The organism is Pseudomonas sp. SLBN-26 (assembly GCF_006715895.1).
Taxonomy (GTDB): Bacteria; Pseudomonadota; Gammaproteobacteria; order Pseudomonadales; family Pseudomonadaceae; genus Metapseudomonas; species Metapseudomonas otitidis.
Genome location: NZ_VFOB01000001.1, coordinates 313493 through 331864 on the forward strand (window position 1 = coordinate 313493; position 18372 = coordinate 331864).

The following is an 18372-nucleotide window of genomic DNA, read 5'->3' on the forward strand; positions in this document are numbered from 1 at the left end:
GGACAGGACCTGCCGCGCGGTTCCAGCCAACGGGAGATAACAATGACCAACACTTCCCCGAGTGGCGCGCCCCTGCGCGTACTCATCATTGGCGCCGGTTTCGGTGGCATCGGCCTGGCGATCCAGCTGTTGAAGGCGGGCATCCGCGATTTCCAGATCCTGGAAAAAGGCGATGACGTCGGCGGCACCTGGCGCGACAACAGCTACCCCGGCGCCGCCTGCGACGTGCCTTCGCACCTGTATTCCTACTCCTTCGAGCCCAAGGCCGACTGGTCGCGCAAGTTCGCGCCCCAGGCCGAGATCTTCGCCTACCAGCGCCACTGCGCCGACAAGTACGGCCTGCGACCCCACATCCGCTTCGGCTGTGAAGTGGCCGAGGCAACCTTCGACGAAGGCGACGGCACCTGGCAGGTGCGCAGCACCGCTGGCGAGACCTTCCGTGCCCGCGCCCTGGTGAGTGCCTGCGGCCAGCTGAATCGTCCGGCCTGGCCCAAGGTGCCGGGGCTGGAGCGCTTCCGGGGTGCGTTGTTCCACTCCGCCCGCTGGGACCACGGCTACTCCCTGGAGGGCAAGCGGGTGGCGGTGATCGGCACCGGCGCCAGTGCCATCCAGTTCGTCCCGCAGATCGCCCCCAAGGTCGCCCGGCTGAGCCTGTTCCAGCGCTCGGCGGCCTATGTGATCCACAAGCCCGACCGCGCCTACCGGCCCTGGGAGCTGGCGCTGATGCGTCGCCTGCCGGCGTTGCAGAAGGTCGACCGGCTGCTCAAGTACGTGCAGCACGAGTCACGGGTGCTGGCCTTCTCGGTGTTCCCGCCGCTGATGAAACTGATGCGTGCACGCTTCCACCGGCACCTCGCACGCGGCATCGCCGACCCCGTGCTGCGCCAGCGCCTGGTGCCGGACTACCCCCTGGGCTGCAAACGCATCCTCATCTCCAACGACTTCTACCCGGCCCTGGATCGCGACAACGTCGAAGTGGTGGACTGCGGCATCAGCGAAGTCACCGAGGATGCCGTGATCGCCCGTGACGGCCGGCGCGTCGAGGTGGACGCCATCATCCTCGGCACCGGCTTCACCGCCACCGACTTCCTCGCCCCCATGACCCTGCGTGGCCGAGGCGGACGCGACCTCAACGAAGCCTGGCGCGACGGCGCCGAGGCCTTCCTCGGCATCAGCGTCAGCGGCTTCCCCAACCTCTTCATGCTCTACGGGCCGAACACCAACCTCGGGCACAACTCCATCCTCTACATGCTGGAAAGCCAGTTCCGCTATGTGCTCGACGGCATCCGCGCCCTCGATGGCTTGCGCTACCTGGACCTCAAGCCCGACGTGCAGCACCGCTTCAACCAGCGCCTGCAGCAGGCCGTGCGCCACACCGTGTGGGAGCAGGGTTGCCAGAGCTGGTACAAGACCGCCGACGGGCGCAACACCAACAACTGGCCCGGTTTCACCTTCACCTACCGCCGGCAGACCCGCCGCCTGGAGCTGGAACACTATGACTGCGTCCGTTGACTTCACCGCCCCCGAGCCCAGTCAGGCGGCCCTGCGCGGCATCCTGCGGGGTGCCCTGACGCTGCTGTTCCGCGGGTTGATGCGTCCGCCGCTGCCGGTCCCGCTGCAGCGGGCCATTCTGCGCGGGCTCACCGCCAGCACCCTGGCGCCCCGGGGCGTCACCCGCGAGGCGGCGCAGCTCGCCGGCCGACCCTGCGAATGGCACCGCCCACCGGGCGGTGGCGACGCCGTGCTGCTGTACCTGCACGGCGGCGCCTTCATCACCGGCTCGCCCGCCACCCACCGTGCCATCGCCGGCAACCTGGCCAAGCGCGCCGGTATCGACGTCTGCGCGCTGGAGTACCGCCTGGCACCGGAACACCCGTTCCCTGCCGGCCGGGACGATGCCGTGGCGGCCTACCAGGCCCTGCTGGAGCGCGGCCATGCCGCCTCGCGCATCGTCATCGGCGGCGACTCCGCCGGCGGCAACCTCACCCTGGTCACCGCCCTGCGCCTGCGCCAGCTCGGCCTGCCGGCACCGGCTGCCCTGGTGTGCTACTCGCCGGTCACCGACCTCAGCGGCAACGCCCTGCACCAGCCACCGGCCGGCGACCCGCTGATCCACCCGAAGTGGATGGAGCTGGCCGCCGACCTCTATTGCCCACCGGGCATGGAGCGCCGGGACCCGGCCTTGTCGCCGCTGTTCGATGACCTCGGGCACCTGCCGCCGCTGCTGGTGCAGGTGGCCGAGGATGAGTTATTGCGCGACGACAGCCTGCGCCTGGTGGCCAGGCTCCGCGAGGCGGGTAGCTGGGTCCGCCTGGAGCGCTACCCCGGGCTCTGGCATGTGTTCCAGGCGCATGCCGGCATACTGCGCAGCGCCGATGAGGCCCTGGCGAGCACCGCCGGGTTCATCCGCCACTGGCTCGACCACCCGCAGGAGGGCTGAGATGACCACCCTCCTCATCACCGGTGCAGCCTCTGGCATCGGCGCCGCCACCGCCCGGCTGTTTCACGAGCGCGGTTGGCAGGTGGGCCTGCTGGACCGCGACGCCGAGGCCCTCGCCACCCAGGCCGCTGCCCTTGGCAATGTCTGGCACCGCGCGCTGGACGTGACCGACCTGGGTGCCGTGCAGCAGGCCCTGGCCGACTTCTGCGGGCAGCACGGCGGGCAGCTGCGCCTGCTGTTCAACTGCGCCGGCATTTTGCGCTTCGGCTATTTCGAGCAGATCGACGTGGCCGAGCACGCGCGCATCCTCGCCATCAACGTGCAGGGCGTGGTGCAGATGACCCACGCCGCCTTTCCCTACCTCAAGGCCACGCCGGGCGCGCAGGTCATCAACATGGGGTCGGCGTCGGGGGTCTACGGCACGCCGCACATGGCCAGCTACTCCGCCTCCAAGTTCGCCGTGCGCGGTTTCACCGAGGCGCTGGAACTGGAGTGGCGGCGCCATGGCATCCGCGTCGGCGACCTGATGCCACCGTTCGTGCGCACGCCCATGGTCAGCCGGCAGACCTTCGAGCCGCCGGCTCTGCGTCGCCTCGGCGTCAACCTCCAGGCCGAGGACGTGGCCGAAGCCTGCTGGCAACAGGCCCAGGGTGCGGCCGTGCACCGTCCCATCAGCGTCACCTTCCGCCTGCTGTACCTGGCCGGGCAGCTCTCGCCGGCCTGGGTCAACCGCTGGGTCATGAAGGTGTTGAGCCGGGAGTGACGAATGGCCCGGCCGTGCCAGCTGGGGTAGGCTGGCCGGCCGCGCTCCGCGCCCGCAAGGATGCTGCCACGATGCCCTGGTTCGCCTACCTCTGCCTGTCCTGCTCCATGCTCCTGGTGGGGAGCAACATCGCCATCGGCAAGCTGGTGCTGGCCGAGGTCCCGGTGTTCCTGTTCGCCGGTCTGCGCTTTCTCATCGCCACCCTCGTGTTGCTGCCGGGCATGGGGCTGCACCGGGTGCGCCAGGGGCTGGACCGGCGCGCGGCGCGGGGCCTGTTCCTCCAGGCGTTCTTCGGCTGTTTCCTGTTCAGCCTCCTGATGCTCTACGGCGTGCAGCACACCAGCGCCACCAGTGCCGGGATCATCACCAGCGCCACGCCCTGTGCCGTTGCGCTGCTGGGCTGGCTGTGGCTGCGCGAGCCCATTGGCAGGCGGGTGGCGCTGGCCATCGCCCTGGCCGCAGGCGGCATCGGCGTACTGAACCTGCCGGACGGCCGACAGCAGGGGCTGGGGTCCCTCTTGGGCAACCTGCTGGTGCTGGGGGCCGTGTTCGCCGAGGCGATCTTCGCCATCTATTCCCGTCGGCTGTCGCTTTCCCTGCACCCCTGGGCCATGGCCTTCGGGGTCAACCTCGCCGGTCTTGCGCTGTTCCTGCCTCTCGCCGTGCCCGAGGCACTGGCCCTGGATCTTCCCGCCGTATCCGCCACCACCTGGGCGTGGCTGGTGTTCTACGCGCTCAGTGCCAGCGTGCTGTCCTTCCTGCTCTGGTATCGCGGCGTGCGCGAGGTGGCGGCAGGCATCGCCGGCCTCTTCACCGGGTTGATGCCTGTTGGAGCGGCCATGGTCGGTATCAGCCTGCTGGGAGAAGGGCTGGAGGCCGGCCGCCTGCTGGGCATGACGCTGGTGCTGGTTGCCATCGCCCTGGGTGCCGGGCCGAGGAGGGCCTGAGCGTCCCCTCGACCGAGCCGGGGGCTTTGCCTCAGACTCCGCCGACGGAGGCAATCCCATGACCGATATCCTGATCCTCACCCACGCTGATTTCTGTTCCCCCGGCCACCTGGCCACCGTGCTGGAGCGCGAAGGCATCGCCTACAGCGTCCTGCGTGCCGACCATGGCGAGCTGGACGGCATCGACCTCGATCGGCCCCGGGCCGTCGCGGTGATGGGCGGCCCGATGAGCGTCAACGACCCGCTGCCCTGGATCGACACCGAGCTGGCCGCCTTGCGCCATTTCATCGCCCGCGACATCCCCATCATCGGCCACTGCCTGGGCGGCCAGTTGCTGGCCCGTGCCCTGGGGGCCGACGTGCACCGCATGCCCTACACCGAGATCGGCTGGCAGCCGCTGGAGCAACGCGCCGATGCCCAAGGCAGCCCCTGGACGGCGCACCTGCCGGCGGAGTTCCCGGTCTACCAGTGGCACAGCGACACCTTCGACCTGCCCGAAGGCGCGCGCTGGCTGTTCGACAGCCCCTGGTGCCCCAACCAGGGTTTCTCCTGGGGGGACAAGATCCTCGCCCTGCAGGGGCACCCGGAGATGACCGAGGAGCTGGTACGCCTCTGGCTCACCGACTGGGCCCACCTGCTGGACGAGACCCAGCCCAGCCAGCAACCCCGCCAGGTGATGCTGGATGACCTGCCCCGGCGCGTCGCCGAGCTGAACCAGGTGGCCGAGGGCTTCTACCGCCACTGGCTCGACCTGGCCTTCCCCGAACGCGCCTGATGCCCACGGGGCGGCTCGCCGCCCCGCTCCCTGCGACAGGGTGGCGCAGCCACCTTCCGTCCTCTCCCCGGGCAGCCCGGCGGGCGTGGCCTAGACTCCTTCCTGCCGCGCAAAAAGACGGAACGCAGCGGCGATCTCCACCGTCCTAGCTTCAAGCCGCCGCCAAACGGGGCGCGGCGTCCCGATCCGCTCCCAGGGCTGCACCGCTGTGGTGCAGGGAATTTTCGGCCTGGTTGCAACTGCTTGATCGGGAAGGATTTTCGTCGCTGGCACGGCGCTTGCGACGGCTCGGTGGTCGGTAGCGACAAGGAGTCCGGCATGGCCCGCACCTTTTATGACGAGATGTACGACGCGAGCGGCAATTGCCGTCCGCATTACCGGGAGTTCGCCCGCTGGTTGGCCGAAACCCCCGAAGAACTGCTTGCCCAGCGGCGGCGCGAAGCCGACCTGCTGTTCCACCGGGCCGGTATCACCTTCACCCTCTACGGGGACGAGCAGGGCACCGAGCGCCTGATTCCCTTCGACACCATCCCCCGCGCCATCCCCATGAGCGAATGGCGTGTGGTCGAGCGGGGCTGCATCCAGCGCGTCAAGGCGCTGAACCTGTTCCTCGCCGACCTCTACCACGAGCAGCGCATCATCAAGGCCGGGATCATCCCCGCCGAGCAGGTGCTGGCCAACGAGGGCTACCAGATCGCCATGCAGGGCCTGGACCTGCACCGCGACATCTACGCCCACATCGCCGGGGTCGACCTGGTGCGCGACGGCGACGGCACCTACTACGTGCTGGAGGACAACCTGCGCACCCCCAGCGGCGTCAGCTACATGCTCGAAGACCGCAAGATGATGATGCGGCTGTTCCCCGAGCTGTTCGCCGCCCAGCGCGTCGCCCCCATCGACCACTACCCGAACCTGCTGCTGGAAACGCTCAAGAGCTCCAGCCCGCTGGACAACCCCAGCGTGGTGGTGCTGACCCCCGGCCGCTTCAACAGTGCCTACTTCGAGCACGCCTTCCTGGCGCGCGAGATGGGCGTCGAACTGGTGGAAGGCGCCGACCTGTTCGTGCGTGACGACCGCGTGTTCATGCGCACCACCTCCGGCCCGCAGCCGGTAGACGTGATCTACCGCCGCCTGGACGACGCCTTCCTCGATCCCCTGGCCTTCAACCCCGAGTCCATGCTCGGCGTGCCCGGCCTGCTGGCGGCGTACCGTTCGGGCAACGTGGTGCTGGCCAACGCCATCGGCACCGGCGTCGCCGACGACAAGTCGGTGTACCCCTATGTCGGCGACATGATCCGCTTCTACCTCGACGAGGAGCCCATCCTGCGCAACGTGCCCACCTGGCAATGCCGCAAGCCGGAGGAACTGTCCCACGTCCTCGCCCACCTGCCCGAACTGGTGGTCAAGGAAACCCAGGGCTCCGGCGGCTACGGCATGCTCGTCGGGCCGGCCGCCACGGCGGCCGAGATCGAGGCCTTCCGCGAGCGCCTCAAGGCCCGTCCCGACGCCTACATCGCCCAGCCCACCCTGTGCCTGTCCACCTGCCCGACCTTCGTCGAGAAGGGCATCGCCCCGCGCCACATCGACCTGCGCCCCTTCGTGCTCTCCGGCCGTGAAACCCGGCTGGTGCCCGGCGGGCTGACCCGGGTGGCGCTGCGCGAGGGCTCCCTGGTCGTCAACTCGTCACAGGGCGGTGGTACCAAGGACACCTGGATCGTGGAGGACTGACCGTGCTGAGCCGTACCGCCTCCGACCTGTACTGGATGTCGCGCTACCTGGAGCGCGCCGAGAACCTCGCCCGCATGCTGGACGTCAGCTACTCGCTGTCGCTGATGCCCCAGGATGGCCGCGGCGACGGGCTGGAAGAACTGGCCATGCCGCTGCTGATCACCGGCACGCTGGACGCCTACCTGACCCGCCACGGGCAGCTGCACGCCGAGCGCATGCTGCACTTCTTCGCCCTCGACGCCGACAACCCGGCCAGCATCTACAGCTGCCTGCGTGCCGCGCGGACCAACGCCCACGCCGTGCGCGGGCGCATCACCGCCGACATGTGGGAGAACATCAACGCCACCTGGCTGGAGATGCGCGGCATCGCCGCCGAAGGCCTCGGCCGCTACGGCATCAAGCGTTTCTGCGACTGGGTGAAGGAGCGTTCCCACCTGTTCCGGGGGGCCACCTTCGGCACCATCATGCGTCACGACGCCTACCGCTTCATTCGCCTGGGCACCTTCATCGAACGGGCCGACAACACCCTGCGCCTGCTCGATGCCCGCTACGAAATGCTCGGCGAGGACGCCGAGCAGGTCAGCGACACCTCCGCCCGTGGCTACTACCAGTGGAGTGCGCTGCTGCGGGCGCTGTCCTCCTTCGAGGCCTACAACGAGGTCTACCGGGGCTCCCCGGGCACCCGCCAGGTCTCCGAGCTGCTGCTGCTGCGCCCCGACGTGCCGCGCTCGCTGCGGGCCTGCATGGAGGAGCTGAACCTGATCCTCTCCGGGCTGCCCGGCGAGAACGGCCGCCCGGCCCAGCGGCTCGCCGCCGAGCTGGACGCCCGCCTGCGCTACACGAGCATCGACGAAATCCTCGGTGAGGGCCTGCACGGCTGGCTCACCGACTTCATCCTGCTGGTTCGCCAGCTGGCCAGAGCCATCCACAGTTCCTACCTGGAGGCCGTATGAAACTGTCCATCCGCCACGAAACCACCTATCGCTACGACGACCAGGTTCGCGCGAGCATCCAGTACCTGCGCCTGACCCCCCACGACAGCGAGCGACAGCACGTGCTGAGCTGGGAGCTGGACCTGCCGCGCCCGGTGCGCGCGCAGCTGGACCCGTACGGCAACATCCTCCACGTGCTGACCCTGGACGAGCCCCATGAGGCCATCGTCATCGGTGCCCGTGGCCAGGTGGAGATCGACGAGAGCCGCGAAGCCGAGCACGATCCCCAGTCCGCGCTGCCGTTCCTGCGCAGCACCCGGCTGACTGCAGCGGACGAGGCCCTGCGTGCCTTCGCCCACCAGCGCTGCCCGGCCAACACCGGGCGCGACGGGCTCATCACCCTGATGGAGGCCCTGCACGAACACATGCCCTACAAGGCCGGCGTCACCGCTGTCGACAGCACCGCTGCCGAAGCCTTCGCCGGGCGTGCCGGCGTCTGCCAGGACCACACCCACGCCTTCCTCGCCTGCGCCCGCACCCTCGGCGTGCCGGCCCGCTTCGTCTCCGGCTACCTGTACCGCGACGGTGACAGCCAACTGGTCAGCCATGCCTGGGCGGAGGCCTGGCTGGAGGGGGCCTGGTACAGCTTCGACGTCACCAACCGGCTGTCCCGCCCCGAACGCCACCTGAAGCTGGCGGTGGGGCTGGACTACCTCGACGCCTGCCCCGTGCGCGGGATGCGCCGGGGCGGCGGGGAGCAGATGCACGCGCGGGTCGACCTCGACCCGCCGCCGCTGCTGATGGTCCAGGAACAGCAGTAACGCGGTCCCCCGACGCTCCGCCGCACCCCGGCTTTTGACTGCCCGCCTGCCACCCGGCAGGCCACCAGCCGGGAATGCCGCCCGCACGCGGGCAGGGCGGGGCGCCTACAACAACAGGAGCCTGACATGACCTACTGCGTCGCCATGCACCTCGCCGATGGCCTGGTGTTCGTCTCCGATTCCCGCACCAACGCGGGCATCGACCACATCGCCACCTTCCGCAAGCTGTTCACCTTCGGCGTGCCGGGCGAGCGGCTGATTGTGCTGCAGAGCGCCGGCAACCTGGCCACCTCGCAGTCGGTGGTCAACCTGCTCAAGCAGCGCCTGGGCAGCACCCTGGTGAACCTCGACAGCGTGCCGACCCTGTACGACGCCACTGCCCTGGTCGCCGAGACCATCCGCGAGGTGGTGGCCCGGGACGGCGCACCGCTGGCGGGCAACACCGACCTGACCTGCTCCTTCCTCGTCGGCGGGCAGATCGCCGGCCAGCCGCCGGCGCTGTACAGCATCTACCCCCAGGGCAACTTCATTCAGGCCACCGAGGACACCCCCTTCCTGCAACTGGGCGAGAGCAAGTACGGCAAGCCCATCCTCGACCGCAACCTCACCTACCGCACCGGCCTGGAAGAGGCCCTGCGCTGCGCCCTGGTGTCGTTCGACTCCACCATCCGAAGCAACCTCTCCGTCGGCATGCCGCTGGACCTCTTGGTCTACCACACCGACAGCCTCATCCACCCGGTGGGCTACCGCGTCACCGAAGACGACGAGTACTACCAGGGCATCCGCCGCGACTGGGCCGCCGGCCTGCACGAACTCCTCAGCCAACTGCCACCGCCGCCGGCGGACTACAACGTCTGATGAACGACACAAGGCCCACCCTGGGGTGAGCCTTGCGCGAGCGGAGCGGCTGCTTGCAGATGGCGTGTCGCCAGTCAGCGGCACGCCTTGTTGCGAGTGGGCGACCGCCCTCAACGGGGCGGGCTGTCCTGCATGGGGATCGCCTGTAGCAGGGGCTGCTGCCGTTGCGCGCGGATGGCGATGACCACCAGCACCACCAGCACCCCGGCGAGGATCGCCGAGGAGCCGACCGTGCCGAAGTCCAGGCCGCCCTTGGCGTGGGGTTTGGTGAGGACGTCGCCGAGGGTGGCGCCGAACGGGCGGGTGAGGACGAAGGCCAGCCAGAACAGCAGCACATGGGACAGGCGGGTGAAGTAGTAGGCCAGCGCCACGGCGGCGATCAGGCTGCCGATCAGCAGGGCACCACCGGCGAAGCCGAGGCCGGAGTCGTCTGCCAGGTAATCGCCCAGGGCGGTGCCGAGGGTGTTGGAGACGAGGATGGCGATCCAGTAGAAAAGCTCGCCGCGACGGCTGTCGATGTGGTCCACCGACAGGGATTTCTCGCTGAACCGCCACACTGCCAGGACGCCGATCAACAGCGAGATGAGGATCGCCGAGCCGGTGGCATAGCCGAGGCCGAGGGTGCGGTCCATGAAGTCGGACATGGTGGTGCCGGCGGTGCTGGTGGTGAGGATCACCGTCCAGTACAGGGCCGGGTTGTAGGTGCGGGCGCGGAGCTGGGTGACCAGTGAGACGAGGAACAGGCTGATGAGGATCATCGAACTGATGGCGTAGCCGACGTCCAGCGTCATCGACAGCAGGTCGCCGGCGGTTTCGCCGAGTGTGGTGGCGCAGATCTTCATCACCCAGAAGGCCAGGGTGATCTGGGGAAGCTTGTTCATCGGCGTGGTGTCCTCGCGAAGGGGCCTGCGAATGGCAGGGTGCGAGGCGATGCTGCGGGTCATTGCGTCAAGCGCGGGTCAAGCAATCCTGAAAAAAGCGTGAAGGGCGCTGGCTGGCAGGGCGTCCTCGACAATTTGCCAAGGTTTAATTCACGAACTTTTGATATCGCGCTTTCTACTCTCGCTGGCGAATCGACAGGGACGATCCCTTCGCTGCGTGAGCCTACCGATGTTCAAGAACCTCTCCTTCCGCCCCGAAAGCCTGGCCCTGCTGGCGAGCGTGCTGCTGCTGGCGCTGTACAACTACCCCCTCTGGTCCCACCTCTCCAGCATCGTTCCGGCGGGTGCCGGTGGCATCGGCCTGCGGGTCGCCTTCGGGATCATGGTGCTGGCCGTGTTCAGCTTCGTGCTGGCATTGCTGTCGTTCCGCTGGGTATTCAAACCGGTGCTGATCGTGCTGTTCATGGTCAGCTCGGGGGTCGCCTATTTCATGGGCCAGTACGGCGTGATGATCGACGCCAACATGCTGCGCAACGTGGCCGAGACCGACATCAAGGAAGTGCACGGGCTGATGTCCCTGAGCCTGCTGCTGCATATCCTGCTGCTGGGCGTGCTGCCCAGCTGGCTGCTGTGGAAGGTGCCGGTGCGGCACCGCTCGCTGCGCCGCGAGCTGGTGGGCAAGGTGGTGCTGGCGGTGGGGTCGGTGGCGGTGCTGGGCGGGGTGGCGCTGGTCAATTACCAGGGCCTGGCCTCGCTGTTCCGCAACCACCACGAGTTGCGCCTGCTGGTGGTGCCGAGCAACTACCTGAATGCGTCCTTCGGCTACGTGCGCGAGCAGCTGGCCACCGCCCAGGAGCCGCTGCGCAGCATCGCCACCGATGCCCGCAAGTCTTCGGCCTGGGTGGGGCACAAGCGCAAGTCCCTCACCGTGCTGGTGGTGGGCGAGAGCGCCCGGGCCGACAACTTCGGGGTGCTGGGCTACGCCCGTGACACCACGCCGAAGCTGCGTGCCGAAAGCGGTCTGCTGGGCTTCACCAATGTGCACTCCTGCGGGACCGAGACTGCCGTGTCGGTGCCCTGCATGTTCTCCAACCTCGGGCGGGCAGGCTATGACGCCACCCAGGCACGCACCCAGGAAGGCCTGCTGGACGTGCTCAAGCGCGCCGGCCTGACGGTGAGCTGGTGGGACAACCAGTCCGGCTGCAAGGGCGCCTGCGACCGCGTCGACCAGGTGGACCTGAGCCACCGCCAGGACCCTGACCTGTGCCGCGACGGCGAGTGCCGCGACGAGATCCTGCTGCGCGACCTGCAGGCCTACATCGACCAGCTCAAGGGCGACACCGTGCTGGTGCTGCACCAGGCCGGCAGCCATGGGCCGGAGTACTACAAGCGCTACCCGCAGGGGTTCGAGACCTTCACCCCGGTCTGCCGCAGCAACGCGCTGAACGACTGCAGCCAGGAGAGCATCGTCAATGCCTACGACAACACACTGGTCTACACCGACCACGTGCTGGCGAGCCTGATCGATATCCTGCGCCGCAACCAGGATCGCCTCGACACCGCGATGATCTACCTCTCCGACCACGGCGAGTCCCTGGGCGAGTACAACCTGTTCCTCCACGGCACGCCCTATGTGCTGGCACCGGACCAGCAGAAGCATGTGCCGTTGCTGGCCTGGTTCTCCGACAGCTACACCCAGGACTTCGGCCTGGACACCGGCTGCCTGGCCAAGGACCGCGAGAAGCCGCTGAGCCAGGACAACCTGTTCCATTCCCTGCTCGGCCTGCTGCAACTGCAGACCACGGCCTACAACGACGGGCTGGACCTGTTCGCCGGCTGCCGGGTCCGCCAGGCCGGCTCGACGTTGGCGGGCACAGGCTCGTGATCGTGGCACTTCGCGCGCGGGCCGGCTGAGCCATGCCGACCCCCAGCAAGCAGCCGCTGGAGCGGCGCATCGTCCTGGCCTTCGTGGTGATGACGCTGCTCGTCAGCGGCCTGTTCTCCCTGGGTATCGTCGGCATCGTGCACTGCCTCGAAGAGAACCTGGTCTCCGAGGAAATGAGCCGCGAGCTGGATTTCGCCATGCGCCGTGAGGTCAGCTATGACCAGGCGGCGCGCATCGATGCCAGCACCCGCTTCTACACCTCCGAGGACGGGCACGGCAGCCTGCCGGCGCGCTTCGTCGACCTGCCGGAAGGCTTCTCCGAATGGGTGGCCGGTGACGAGGCCTACTACGTGTTCAAGCGTGCCCACGCCGACCATGTGGACATGCTGGTGGAGGAGCAGCACGAGTTCGAGGCTCGCGAGCACATGCTCTTCGCCGTGGTGGCCGCCGGGTTCGCCCTGAGCGTGCTGGGCGCCTGGGGCCTCGGCCGGCTGCTGGCGCGACGGGTGATGTCGCCGGTGCGGCGCCTGGCCCGGCAGGTGCGTCACCGCGACCTGCTGTTACCGTTGGCACCGCGCCTGGCGCCGGACTACCCCGACGACGAGGTGGGGCGGTTGGCAGCGGCCTTCGACGAGACCCTTGGGCAACTGCGCGAGACCCTGGAGCGCGAGCGCCTGTTCACCAGTGACGTGAGCCATGAGCTGCGCACCGGCCTGATGATCATCATCACCTCCTGCGAACTGCTGCAGGCCACCGAGCACCTGAGCCGTGCCGAGCGTGGCCAGGTGGCCCGCATTGCACGGGCCAGCGGCGAGATGAACGACCTGGTGCAGACCTTCCTGCGCCTGGCGCGCAACCGCGAGGACGGTTGCCGCACCGGCGAGAGCGTGGCGCTGGATGCCCTGGCGGCCGAGCAGGCACGGCAATGGGCTGTGCAGTTCTCCGCCAAGGGCCTGGCCTTCGAGGTGGTGGAGGAGGGGCTGCCGGCTGGACGCTACGAGGCGCCCCTGCTAAGGACAGTGATGTCCAACCTGTTGCGCAACGCCCTGCACTACACCGAGAAGGGCCGCGTGCGCCTGGTGCTGGTGGCGTCCGGGTTTCGCGTGGAGGACACCGGGGAAGGCATCGCCGAGTCCGAGCAGGAGCGCATCTTCCAGAGCTTCGTGCGGGGCGAGCGGGCGCGGGGTGAGGGGCTCGGCCTGGGGCTGTCCCTGGTGCGGCGCATTTGCGAGCAGCAGGGGTGGCGGGTTGACGTCCGTTCAGAACCTCGGCGAGGGAGCTGTTTCACGGTCAGCCTCGAGGGCTGATCCCGGCAACCGACAAGGAGGCCCATGGCCATGGCCGAATCCTGGAGCCGCTACGGACGCGCGCTGTTCGCGGGCGTGGCGCTGGTGCTGCTGGTTGGCCTGTGCATTCCGGCCTGGCGGCATTTCTACCCGGTCACGGCTGCCGAGGGCTGGACCTTCCGCGTCAGCCTCTCGGAGCTGGAGAAGGTGAGCGCCCTGCTACCCGATGGCGCAGGTGGCGCCTACCTCAGCGAGGAGCTGGGAAACGGGCAGGGACGTCTCCTGCGCAGCCTCTCCGGCGGTACCAGCCTGGAGCTGGAGGAAGGGTTGTCGAAGCCCGACGGCATGGTGCAGTACCGCGGCGGGATCGCCTTCAGCCAGGAGGAGGGCGAGCACCCGGTATTGTGGCTGGCCGACGGTGTGGTTCACGTGTTGTTCACGGCCATCAACGTGGAAGGCCTGGCCACCGACGGTCACCACCTCTATGCCATCGAGGATCGCAAGGGCGACGGGCGGCTGCTGCGCTACGCGCCCACCACCGGCGAGGTGAGCACCCTGCGCGATGGCCTGGAAGAGGGTGAGGGCGTGGCGGTGTGCCCGGATGGGCAGGTGTACTACTCCGAAAAGCAGAAAGGCATCGTCCATGCCCTGCGCCTGGAGCAGGCGAGCGACCCGGTGGTGCTCGACCAGCTGCGCCAGCCGGGCTACCTGCTGTGCAACGGCGAGGGGCTGTGGGTCAGCGAAGACGCCACCCACCAGGCGCGCCTGCTGCTCTGGGACCGCAAGAATGAACCGCACGTGGTGCTGGATCACCTGCGCTCGGCGCAGACCCTGGTGGAAGTCGCACCCGGCCGCTACCTGCTGGCCGAGCAGGGTCGCAATCGGGTTCTGGAACTGCGCCACGAGGGCTCTGCTGAAAAAAAGTAGTGGCCGACGAATTCTTCACGCAGGTGTGACATCGTTTTGACATTGCGGGCCCTAGTCTTGGCCCCAAGGATGCGGAAAAGGCGACCTCCCTCTCCTGGGCCTCCGGCTCCTCTCCTGATCGCTGTTCCACCCCGTGTCCGGTGCCACACGGGACAACCGGACATGCTTCGAGCCGCCACCTACTGGCGGCTCTTTTTTTGCGCGGTTCACTGCTGTCGTGCTGCCCAGCAGCCCCTGCAGAAGGGGGGCAGCTAGCTGGCTTCAGGGCTTGTCGTGGGGGCTCGGGGGCAGCTCGCACTGGCCGGCACAGCGCCGGCTGCCATCCGGGTGCGGCAGCCAGGCGAGGTGCGGACGGAGGCGGCGGAACAGGCTGTAGCCGAACTTGAACAGCGGCCGCAGGGGCCGCCAGGCCAGCGGTGCGGCCCAGCGGTACAGGCCGGCGGCACGCCAGCTCCAGAGCGTGGCATCGACGCCCGTGTACCACTGCCCCGAGGCGCTGCGGGCGTGCAGGCGATCTCCCAGCTCCTGGCGGCTGCGGCCAGCTCGCTGTTCGTCGAAGTCGACGGCGCTGATGTCCACCAGGCGCAGCCGTGCCGGGTCGGCGTGGCGCGCCAGCCAATGGGCCTCGCGGGCGCAGAGCGGGCAGGCGAGGTCGATGTAGAGGGTCAGCGGCAGGTCGGGTGTATTCATCATGGTGTCGCTCCTGGGGCGATCGCGACTCTGCACCCGTGCACTGGCCATGGCAAGCACCGACCGGCGCGTGCGGCTCAGTCGGTGAAGGTCACCGAGAACTGCGCGACGGCATCCACCACCCGGTGGGACTCGCTGCGGATCTCGCGGATCACTTCGCCGGCCTGGTTGGCGAGCTGAACCCCTTCCCGGGCGCGGTCCTGGGTGGTGCTCATGCTGCTCACCGCGCTGCGGGCCAGGTTCTGGTTCTGCTGCACCACGCTGTTGATCTCCACCGTGGCCTGGCTGGTGCGGGAGGCGAGCTGGCGCACCTCGTCGGCCACCACGGCGAAGCCACGGCCCTGCTCACCGGCGCGGGCGGCTTCGATGGCGGCGTTGAGGGCCAGCAGGTTGGTCTGGTCGGCGATGCCGCGAATGACCTGGACGATGCTGGTGATCTGCTCGGACTGCTTGTTCAGCCCCTCGATCTGGTCGGCGACCGTCCCCAGGTTGGTGGCGATCTCGGTTACCACGTCGACGGTGCGGGCCACGGTCTGGGTGCCCTGGGTGGCGGTGACGTCGGTCTCCATGGCGATGTCGTGGGCCAGCTGGGCGGCGGCGGCCTCGGCGTTGCGGCGTTCCACCTGGGCGGTGATATCGCTGGCGAACTTGACCACGCCGTAGAGGCGCCCGTTGGCGTCGTACAGCGGGTTGTAGGTGGCGCGTAACCAGACCACGCGGCCGTCACGGGTGACCCGGCGATAGCGGTCGGAGAGGAATTCACCCTGGTTGAGGCGGGCCCAGAACTGCCGGTACTCATCACCCCGGGTGTCTTCGTCGACGCAGAACATGCGGTGGTGCTTGCCGAGGATGTCCTCCAGCCGGTAGCCCATGAGTTCGAGGAAGTTGCGGTTGGCGGATACCACCTCGCCGGCGAGGTTGAATTCGATCACCGCCATGGAGCGGCCGATGGCGTTGATGTAGCTCTCGTGGCGATGCTCCGCCTCGATCTGGGCAGTGATATCAGTGGCGATCTTCAGCACCTTGAGGGTGCGCCCGAAGGCGTCCTGGATCGGCATGTAGGTGGCTTCCAGCCACACTTCGCGTCCGTCGCGCGTCAGCCGGGCGAAGCGGTCGCTGAAGCGCTCGCCCTTGCGCAGGCGCTCCCAGAACTGCTGGTAGGCGCTGCTATGGGCGAATTCGCGGGCGCAGAACATGCGGTGGTGCTGCCCGACCACCTCGTCGAGACGGTAGCCGACCACATCGAGGAAGGCCGGCGTTGCGTCCAGGATGATGCCGTCGGGGGTGAATTCGATCATGGCCATGGCTCTGCGGATCGAAGCGAGCTCAAGCGCTTCTGTGACCAAGCCTTCAGTGGGTTCCTTCTTGCGGTTGAGCCACATGCTGTCTTCTCCTTGGCGTTGCATACGCCGAGAAAAACTAGACGACGTCATGTCACTTTTCCTCAGCGAGAACGTCCTGCTGGGCCTTCAATGGCTCGTGTCGGTCATCACTGAAACCGTCAGTTGGGCCCCGATCAAATGATGGGGCTGGATTGACGGGCACGCTCGGCGAGGGAGGGCGGCCTGCATCAGGGTTGTACAGGCTTGCTCTTTGTATAGCTCTTGGGTGGCGTTTTTCCGGCGCCATTAAATTGGTGGCTTGAATTTCCGACCGGTGGTTGTCGGGGGGCTGCACGCCCCCCTTGTTGCGGCTTCAGAGCTGGAAGCGTTGCACCACGCCGTTGAGGTCGATGGCCAGGCGCGACAGCTCCTGGCTGGCGGCGCTGGTCTGGTCGGCGCCGGCGGAGGTCTGCAGCGAGAGGTCGCGGATGTTCACCAGGTTGCGGTCCACTTCCCGTGCCACGTGGGCCTGCTCCTCGGAGGCGCTGGCGATCACCAGGTTGCGCTCGTTGATGGAGGAGATGGCCAGGGCGATCTCGTCCAGGGCGGCACCGGCGGCGCGGGCCACTTCCAGGGTGAAGTCGACCCGCTCGCGGCTGGACTGCATCGAGGTGACCGCCTGGCTGGTGCCCTGCTGGATGGTGTTGATCATCTGCTCGATTTCCTGGGTCGATTGCTGGGTGCGGTGGGCCAGGGCCCGCACTTCGTCGGCCACCACGGCGAAGCCGCGACCCTGCTCGCCGGCGCGGGCGGCCTCGATGGCGGCGTTGAGCGCCAGCAGGTTGGTCTGCTCGGCAATGGAGCGGATCACCGCCAGCACCTGGCTGATGTCGCGGACGTTGTCGGCCAGTTCTTCCACCTTGCTGGACGTGTTGGCCACGTCCCCGGCGAGCTGGGCGATGGAGTTGACGGCCTGGCCCACCTGCTCACGGCCGCTGCGGGCGGTGTGGTCGGCCTGCTTGGAGGCTTCCGAGGTGCTGACAGCGTTGCGCGCCACCTCTTCCACAGCGGTGGTCATCTCGTTGACGGCGGTGGCGGCCTGCTCGATCTCGGTGTTCTGCTGGTGCAGGCCTCGGGTCGAGTCCTCGGTCACCGCGTGCAGTTCTTCCGAGGCCGAGGCGAGTTGGCTGGAGGAGTCGGCGATGTGCTGGATGGTGCTGCGCAGGCTGGTCTGCATCTCTTGCAGGGAGCGCAGCAGGTGGGCCGGCTCGTCCTGGCCCTGGGCCTCGATGCGGTGGGTCAGGTTGCCGGAGGCGACCACGCGCGCCACGTCCACGGCCTGGGCCAGCGGGAGGATGATGCTGCGGGTGAAGATCACCGCCAGCAGGATGGTCAGCACCACGGCAATGGCGATCACCACGATCACCAGGGTCACGGCATTGTCGAAGGTGGCGTCGCTTTTCGCGGAGGCACGCTTGGCTCCTTCGCTGTTGATGCGGGCCAGTTCACCAAGGGCATTGGCCAGCTCTTCGGCGTAGTCCCCAAGCTTTTGCTCCACGGTATGGCGCGCCTCGTCGCTGCTGCCGGCCTGGGTCAGGGAGACGGTCAGGCGCGACTGTTCCATGTAGCGGTCACGCGCGACCTTGTAGGCGTCATACAGGCGGCGTTCCTCGGCGGAGGAAATCATCGGCTCGTAGCGGCGTTCGGCATCCGCCTGGGCACTCTCGGCCTTTCTCAGGCTGGCCAGGGTGGAGTCGCGGAAGTCGCCCTGGACGACGGCGTAGCGCAAGGTCATGGCGCGGATGCGGGAGCTGGCGGCACTCAAGTCGTTGACCGCCATGATCGAGGGCAGCCAGTTGGTGTCGACCTCGGCGCTCATGTCATCCATCTGGTTCATCTGGTACAGCGCGATCAGCCCCAGCAGCACCAGCAACAGCCCCAGCGTCGAGAAGGCGAGTGCCGAGCGAAGGCCGATCCGTATTTGTCTAATCCACATGGTGTTTCCCCAGGTCATGCAAAGGTGGTGGTGTGTCGAGCGACACGTTCTGGCCCCCTTCGGCCTGCCCTGCGGACGGAACGGATTTCAGTGAAGCGGCGGCTCCTTCTGCACAGGTTCC

The 18372-nt window shown here is 68.0% G+C and carries 16 protein-coding genes; 12 read left to right on the top strand and 4 right to left on the bottom strand.

Translation table 11 applies throughout. The features are described from left to right. Positions 1 to 42: 42 nt before the first annotated feature. The 9 genes from FBY21_RS01535 to FBY21_RS01575 all read left to right on the top strand — a co-directional run bounded on the left by FBY21_RS01535 (position 43) and on the right by FBY21_RS01575 (position 9264). Positions 43 to 1512, top strand: a complete 1470-nt coding sequence (locus FBY21_RS01535; RefSeq protein WP_142008121.1) for a flavin-containing monooxygenase — start codon at positions 43 to 45, stop codon at positions 1510 to 1512. Continuing rightward, positions 1496 to 2440: an alpha/beta hydrolase gene (locus FBY21_RS01540; RefSeq protein ID WP_142008124.1), complete on the top strand. Its 945-nt coding sequence runs from the start codon at positions 1496 to 1498 to the stop codon at positions 2438 to 2440. The genes FBY21_RS01535 and FBY21_RS01540 overlap by 17 nt, the downstream gene beginning before the upstream one ends. 1 nt (position 2441) lies before the next feature. Next, positions 2442 to 3203, top strand: coding sequence for an SDR family oxidoreductase (locus FBY21_RS01545; protein ID WP_142008126.1), 762 nt, complete (start codon positions 2442 to 2444; stop codon positions 3201 to 3203). A 71-nt stretch (positions 3204 to 3274) separates the two neighbouring features. Beyond that, positions 3275 to 4150 carry a DMT family transporter gene (locus FBY21_RS01550; protein WP_142008129.1) on the top strand — a complete coding sequence of 292 codons (876 nt, stop codon included), beginning with the start codon at positions 3275 to 3277 and terminating at the stop codon, positions 4148 to 4150. Positions 4151 to 4208: 58 nt separating this feature from the next. Continuing rightward, complete coding sequence (locus FBY21_RS01555; RefSeq protein ID WP_142008131.1) at positions 4209 to 4925, top strand: type 1 glutamine amidotransferase; 717 nt, start codon at positions 4209 to 4211, stop codon at positions 4923 to 4925. Positions 4926 to 5243: 318 nt separating this feature from the next. Next, on the top strand, positions 5244 to 6653 hold the full coding sequence (locus FBY21_RS01560; RefSeq protein ID WP_044400287.1) for a circularly permuted type 2 ATP-grasp protein: 1410 nt from the start codon (positions 5244 to 5246) through the stop codon (positions 6651 to 6653). A gap of 2 nt (positions 6654 to 6655) precedes the next feature. Further along, positions 6656 to 7606 (top strand): alpha-E domain-containing protein, encoded by a 951-nt coding sequence (locus FBY21_RS01565; RefSeq protein ID WP_044400290.1) that lies wholly within the window; start codon positions 6656 to 6658, stop codon positions 7604 to 7606. Continuing rightward, positions 7603 to 8406: a transglutaminase N-terminal domain-containing protein gene (locus FBY21_RS01570; RefSeq protein WP_044400293.1), complete on the top strand. Its 804-nt coding sequence runs from the start codon at positions 7603 to 7605 to the stop codon at positions 8404 to 8406. The genes FBY21_RS01565 and FBY21_RS01570 overlap by 4 nt, the downstream gene beginning before the upstream one ends. A gap of 126 nt (positions 8407 to 8532) precedes the next feature. Beyond that, positions 8533 to 9264 carry a proteasome-type protease gene (locus FBY21_RS01575; protein WP_044400296.1) on the top strand — a complete coding sequence of 244 codons (732 nt, stop codon included), beginning with the start codon at positions 8533 to 8535 and terminating at the stop codon, positions 9262 to 9264. A gap of 110 nt (positions 9265 to 9374) precedes the next feature. Here the strand turns inward: FBY21_RS01575 and FBY21_RS01580 are convergent, their stop codons facing one another. Beyond that, positions 9375 to 10145 carry a hypothetical protein gene (locus tag FBY21_RS01580; RefSeq protein WP_142008133.1) on the bottom strand — a complete coding sequence of 257 codons (771 nt, stop codon included), beginning with the start codon at positions 10143 to 10145 and terminating at the stop codon, positions 9375 to 9377. 229 nt (positions 10146 to 10374) lie between these two features. On the opposite strand from FBY21_RS01580, the gene FBY21_RS01585 reads away from it, so the two are divergent. The 3 genes from FBY21_RS01585 to FBY21_RS01595 are packed head-to-tail and all read left to right on the top strand — an operon-like array spanning position 10375 to position 14243. Continuing rightward, positions 10375 to 12030, top strand: a complete 1656-nt coding sequence (locus FBY21_RS01585; RefSeq protein ID WP_142008135.1) for a phosphoethanolamine transferase — start codon at positions 10375 to 10377, stop codon at positions 12028 to 12030. 32 nt (positions 12031 to 12062) lie between these two features. After that, positions 12063 to 13337, top strand: coding sequence for a sensor histidine kinase (locus FBY21_RS01590; protein ID WP_142008138.1), 1275 nt, complete (start codon positions 12063 to 12065; stop codon positions 13335 to 13337). A gap of 30 nt (positions 13338 to 13367) precedes the next feature. Continuing rightward, positions 13368 to 14243 carry a hypothetical protein gene (locus tag FBY21_RS01595; protein WP_142008140.1) on the top strand — a complete coding sequence of 292 codons (876 nt, stop codon included), beginning with the start codon at positions 13368 to 13370 and terminating at the stop codon, positions 14241 to 14243. Between the two features lie 261 nt (positions 14244 to 14504). On the opposite strand, the gene FBY21_RS01600 is transcribed toward FBY21_RS01595, so the two are convergent. The 3 genes from FBY21_RS01600 to FBY21_RS01610 form a co-directional block, all read right to left on the bottom strand. Then, positions 14505 to 14933 carry a thiol-disulfide oxidoreductase DCC family protein gene (locus FBY21_RS01600; RefSeq protein ID WP_142016199.1) on the bottom strand — a complete coding sequence of 143 codons (429 nt, stop codon included), beginning with the start codon at positions 14931 to 14933 and terminating at the stop codon, positions 14505 to 14507. Between the two features lie 77 nt (positions 14934 to 15010). Next, positions 15011 to 16315, bottom strand: a complete 1305-nt coding sequence (locus tag FBY21_RS30040; RefSeq protein ID WP_409563784.1) for a methyl-accepting chemotaxis protein — start codon at positions 16313 to 16315, stop codon at positions 15011 to 15013. A gap of 313 nt (positions 16316 to 16628) precedes the next feature. Continuing rightward, positions 16629 to 18251 (bottom strand): methyl-accepting chemotaxis protein, encoded by a 1623-nt coding sequence (locus tag FBY21_RS01610; RefSeq protein WP_142008144.1) that lies wholly within the window; start codon positions 18249 to 18251, stop codon positions 16629 to 16631. Positions 18252 to 18372: the final 121 nt, after the last annotated feature.

Excerpts from the sequence above, each read along its gene's own strand:
- FBY21_RS01535 (WP_142008121.1), top strand. The coding sequence starts at position 43 with ATGACCAACACTTCCCCGAGTGGCGCGCCCCTGCGCGTACTCATCATT.
- FBY21_RS01540 (WP_142008124.1), top strand. The coding sequence starts at position 1,496 with ATGACTGCGTCCGTTGACTTCACCGCCCCCGAGCCCAGTCAGGCGGCC.
- FBY21_RS01545 (WP_142008126.1), top strand. The coding sequence starts at position 2,442 with ATGACCACCCTCCTCATCACCGGTGCAGCCTCTGGCATCGGCGCCGCC.
- FBY21_RS01550 (WP_142008129.1), top strand. The coding sequence starts at position 3,275 with ATGCCCTGGTTCGCCTACCTCTGCCTGTCCTGCTCCATGCTCCTGGTG.
- FBY21_RS01555 (WP_142008131.1), top strand. The coding sequence starts at position 4,209 with ATGACCGATATCCTGATCCTCACCCACGCTGATTTCTGTTCCCCCGGC.
- FBY21_RS01560 (WP_044400287.1), top strand. The coding sequence starts at position 5,244 with ATGGCCCGCACCTTTTATGACGAGATGTACGACGCGAGCGGCAATTGC.
- FBY21_RS01570 (WP_044400293.1), top strand. The coding sequence starts at position 7,603 with ATGAAACTGTCCATCCGCCACGAAACCACCTATCGCTACGACGACCAG.
- FBY21_RS01575 (WP_044400296.1), top strand. The coding sequence starts at position 8,533 with ATGACCTACTGCGTCGCCATGCACCTCGCCGATGGCCTGGTGTTCGTC.
- FBY21_RS01580 (WP_142008133.1), bottom strand. The coding sequence starts at position 10,145 with ATGAACAAGCTTCCCCAGATCACCCTGGCCTTCTGGGTGATGAAGATC.
- FBY21_RS01585 (WP_142008135.1), top strand. The coding sequence starts at position 10,375 with ATGTTCAAGAACCTCTCCTTCCGCCCCGAAAGCCTGGCCCTGCTGGCG.
- FBY21_RS01590 (WP_142008138.1), top strand. The coding sequence starts at position 12,063 with ATGCCGACCCCCAGCAAGCAGCCGCTGGAGCGGCGCATCGTCCTGGCC.
- FBY21_RS01595 (WP_142008140.1), top strand. The coding sequence starts at position 13,368 with ATGGCCGAATCCTGGAGCCGCTACGGACGCGCGCTGTTCGCGGGCGTG.
- FBY21_RS01600 (WP_142016199.1), bottom strand. The coding sequence starts at position 14,933 with ATGAATACACCCGACCTGCCGCTGACCCTCTACATCGACCTCGCCTGC.
- FBY21_RS30040 (WP_409563784.1), bottom strand. The coding sequence starts at position 16,315 with ATGTGGCTCAACCGCAAGAAGGAACCCACTGAAGGCTTGGTCACAGAA.
- FBY21_RS01610 (WP_142008144.1), bottom strand. The coding sequence starts at position 18,251 with ATGTGGATTAGACAAATACGGATCGGCCTTCGCTCGGCACTCGCCTTC.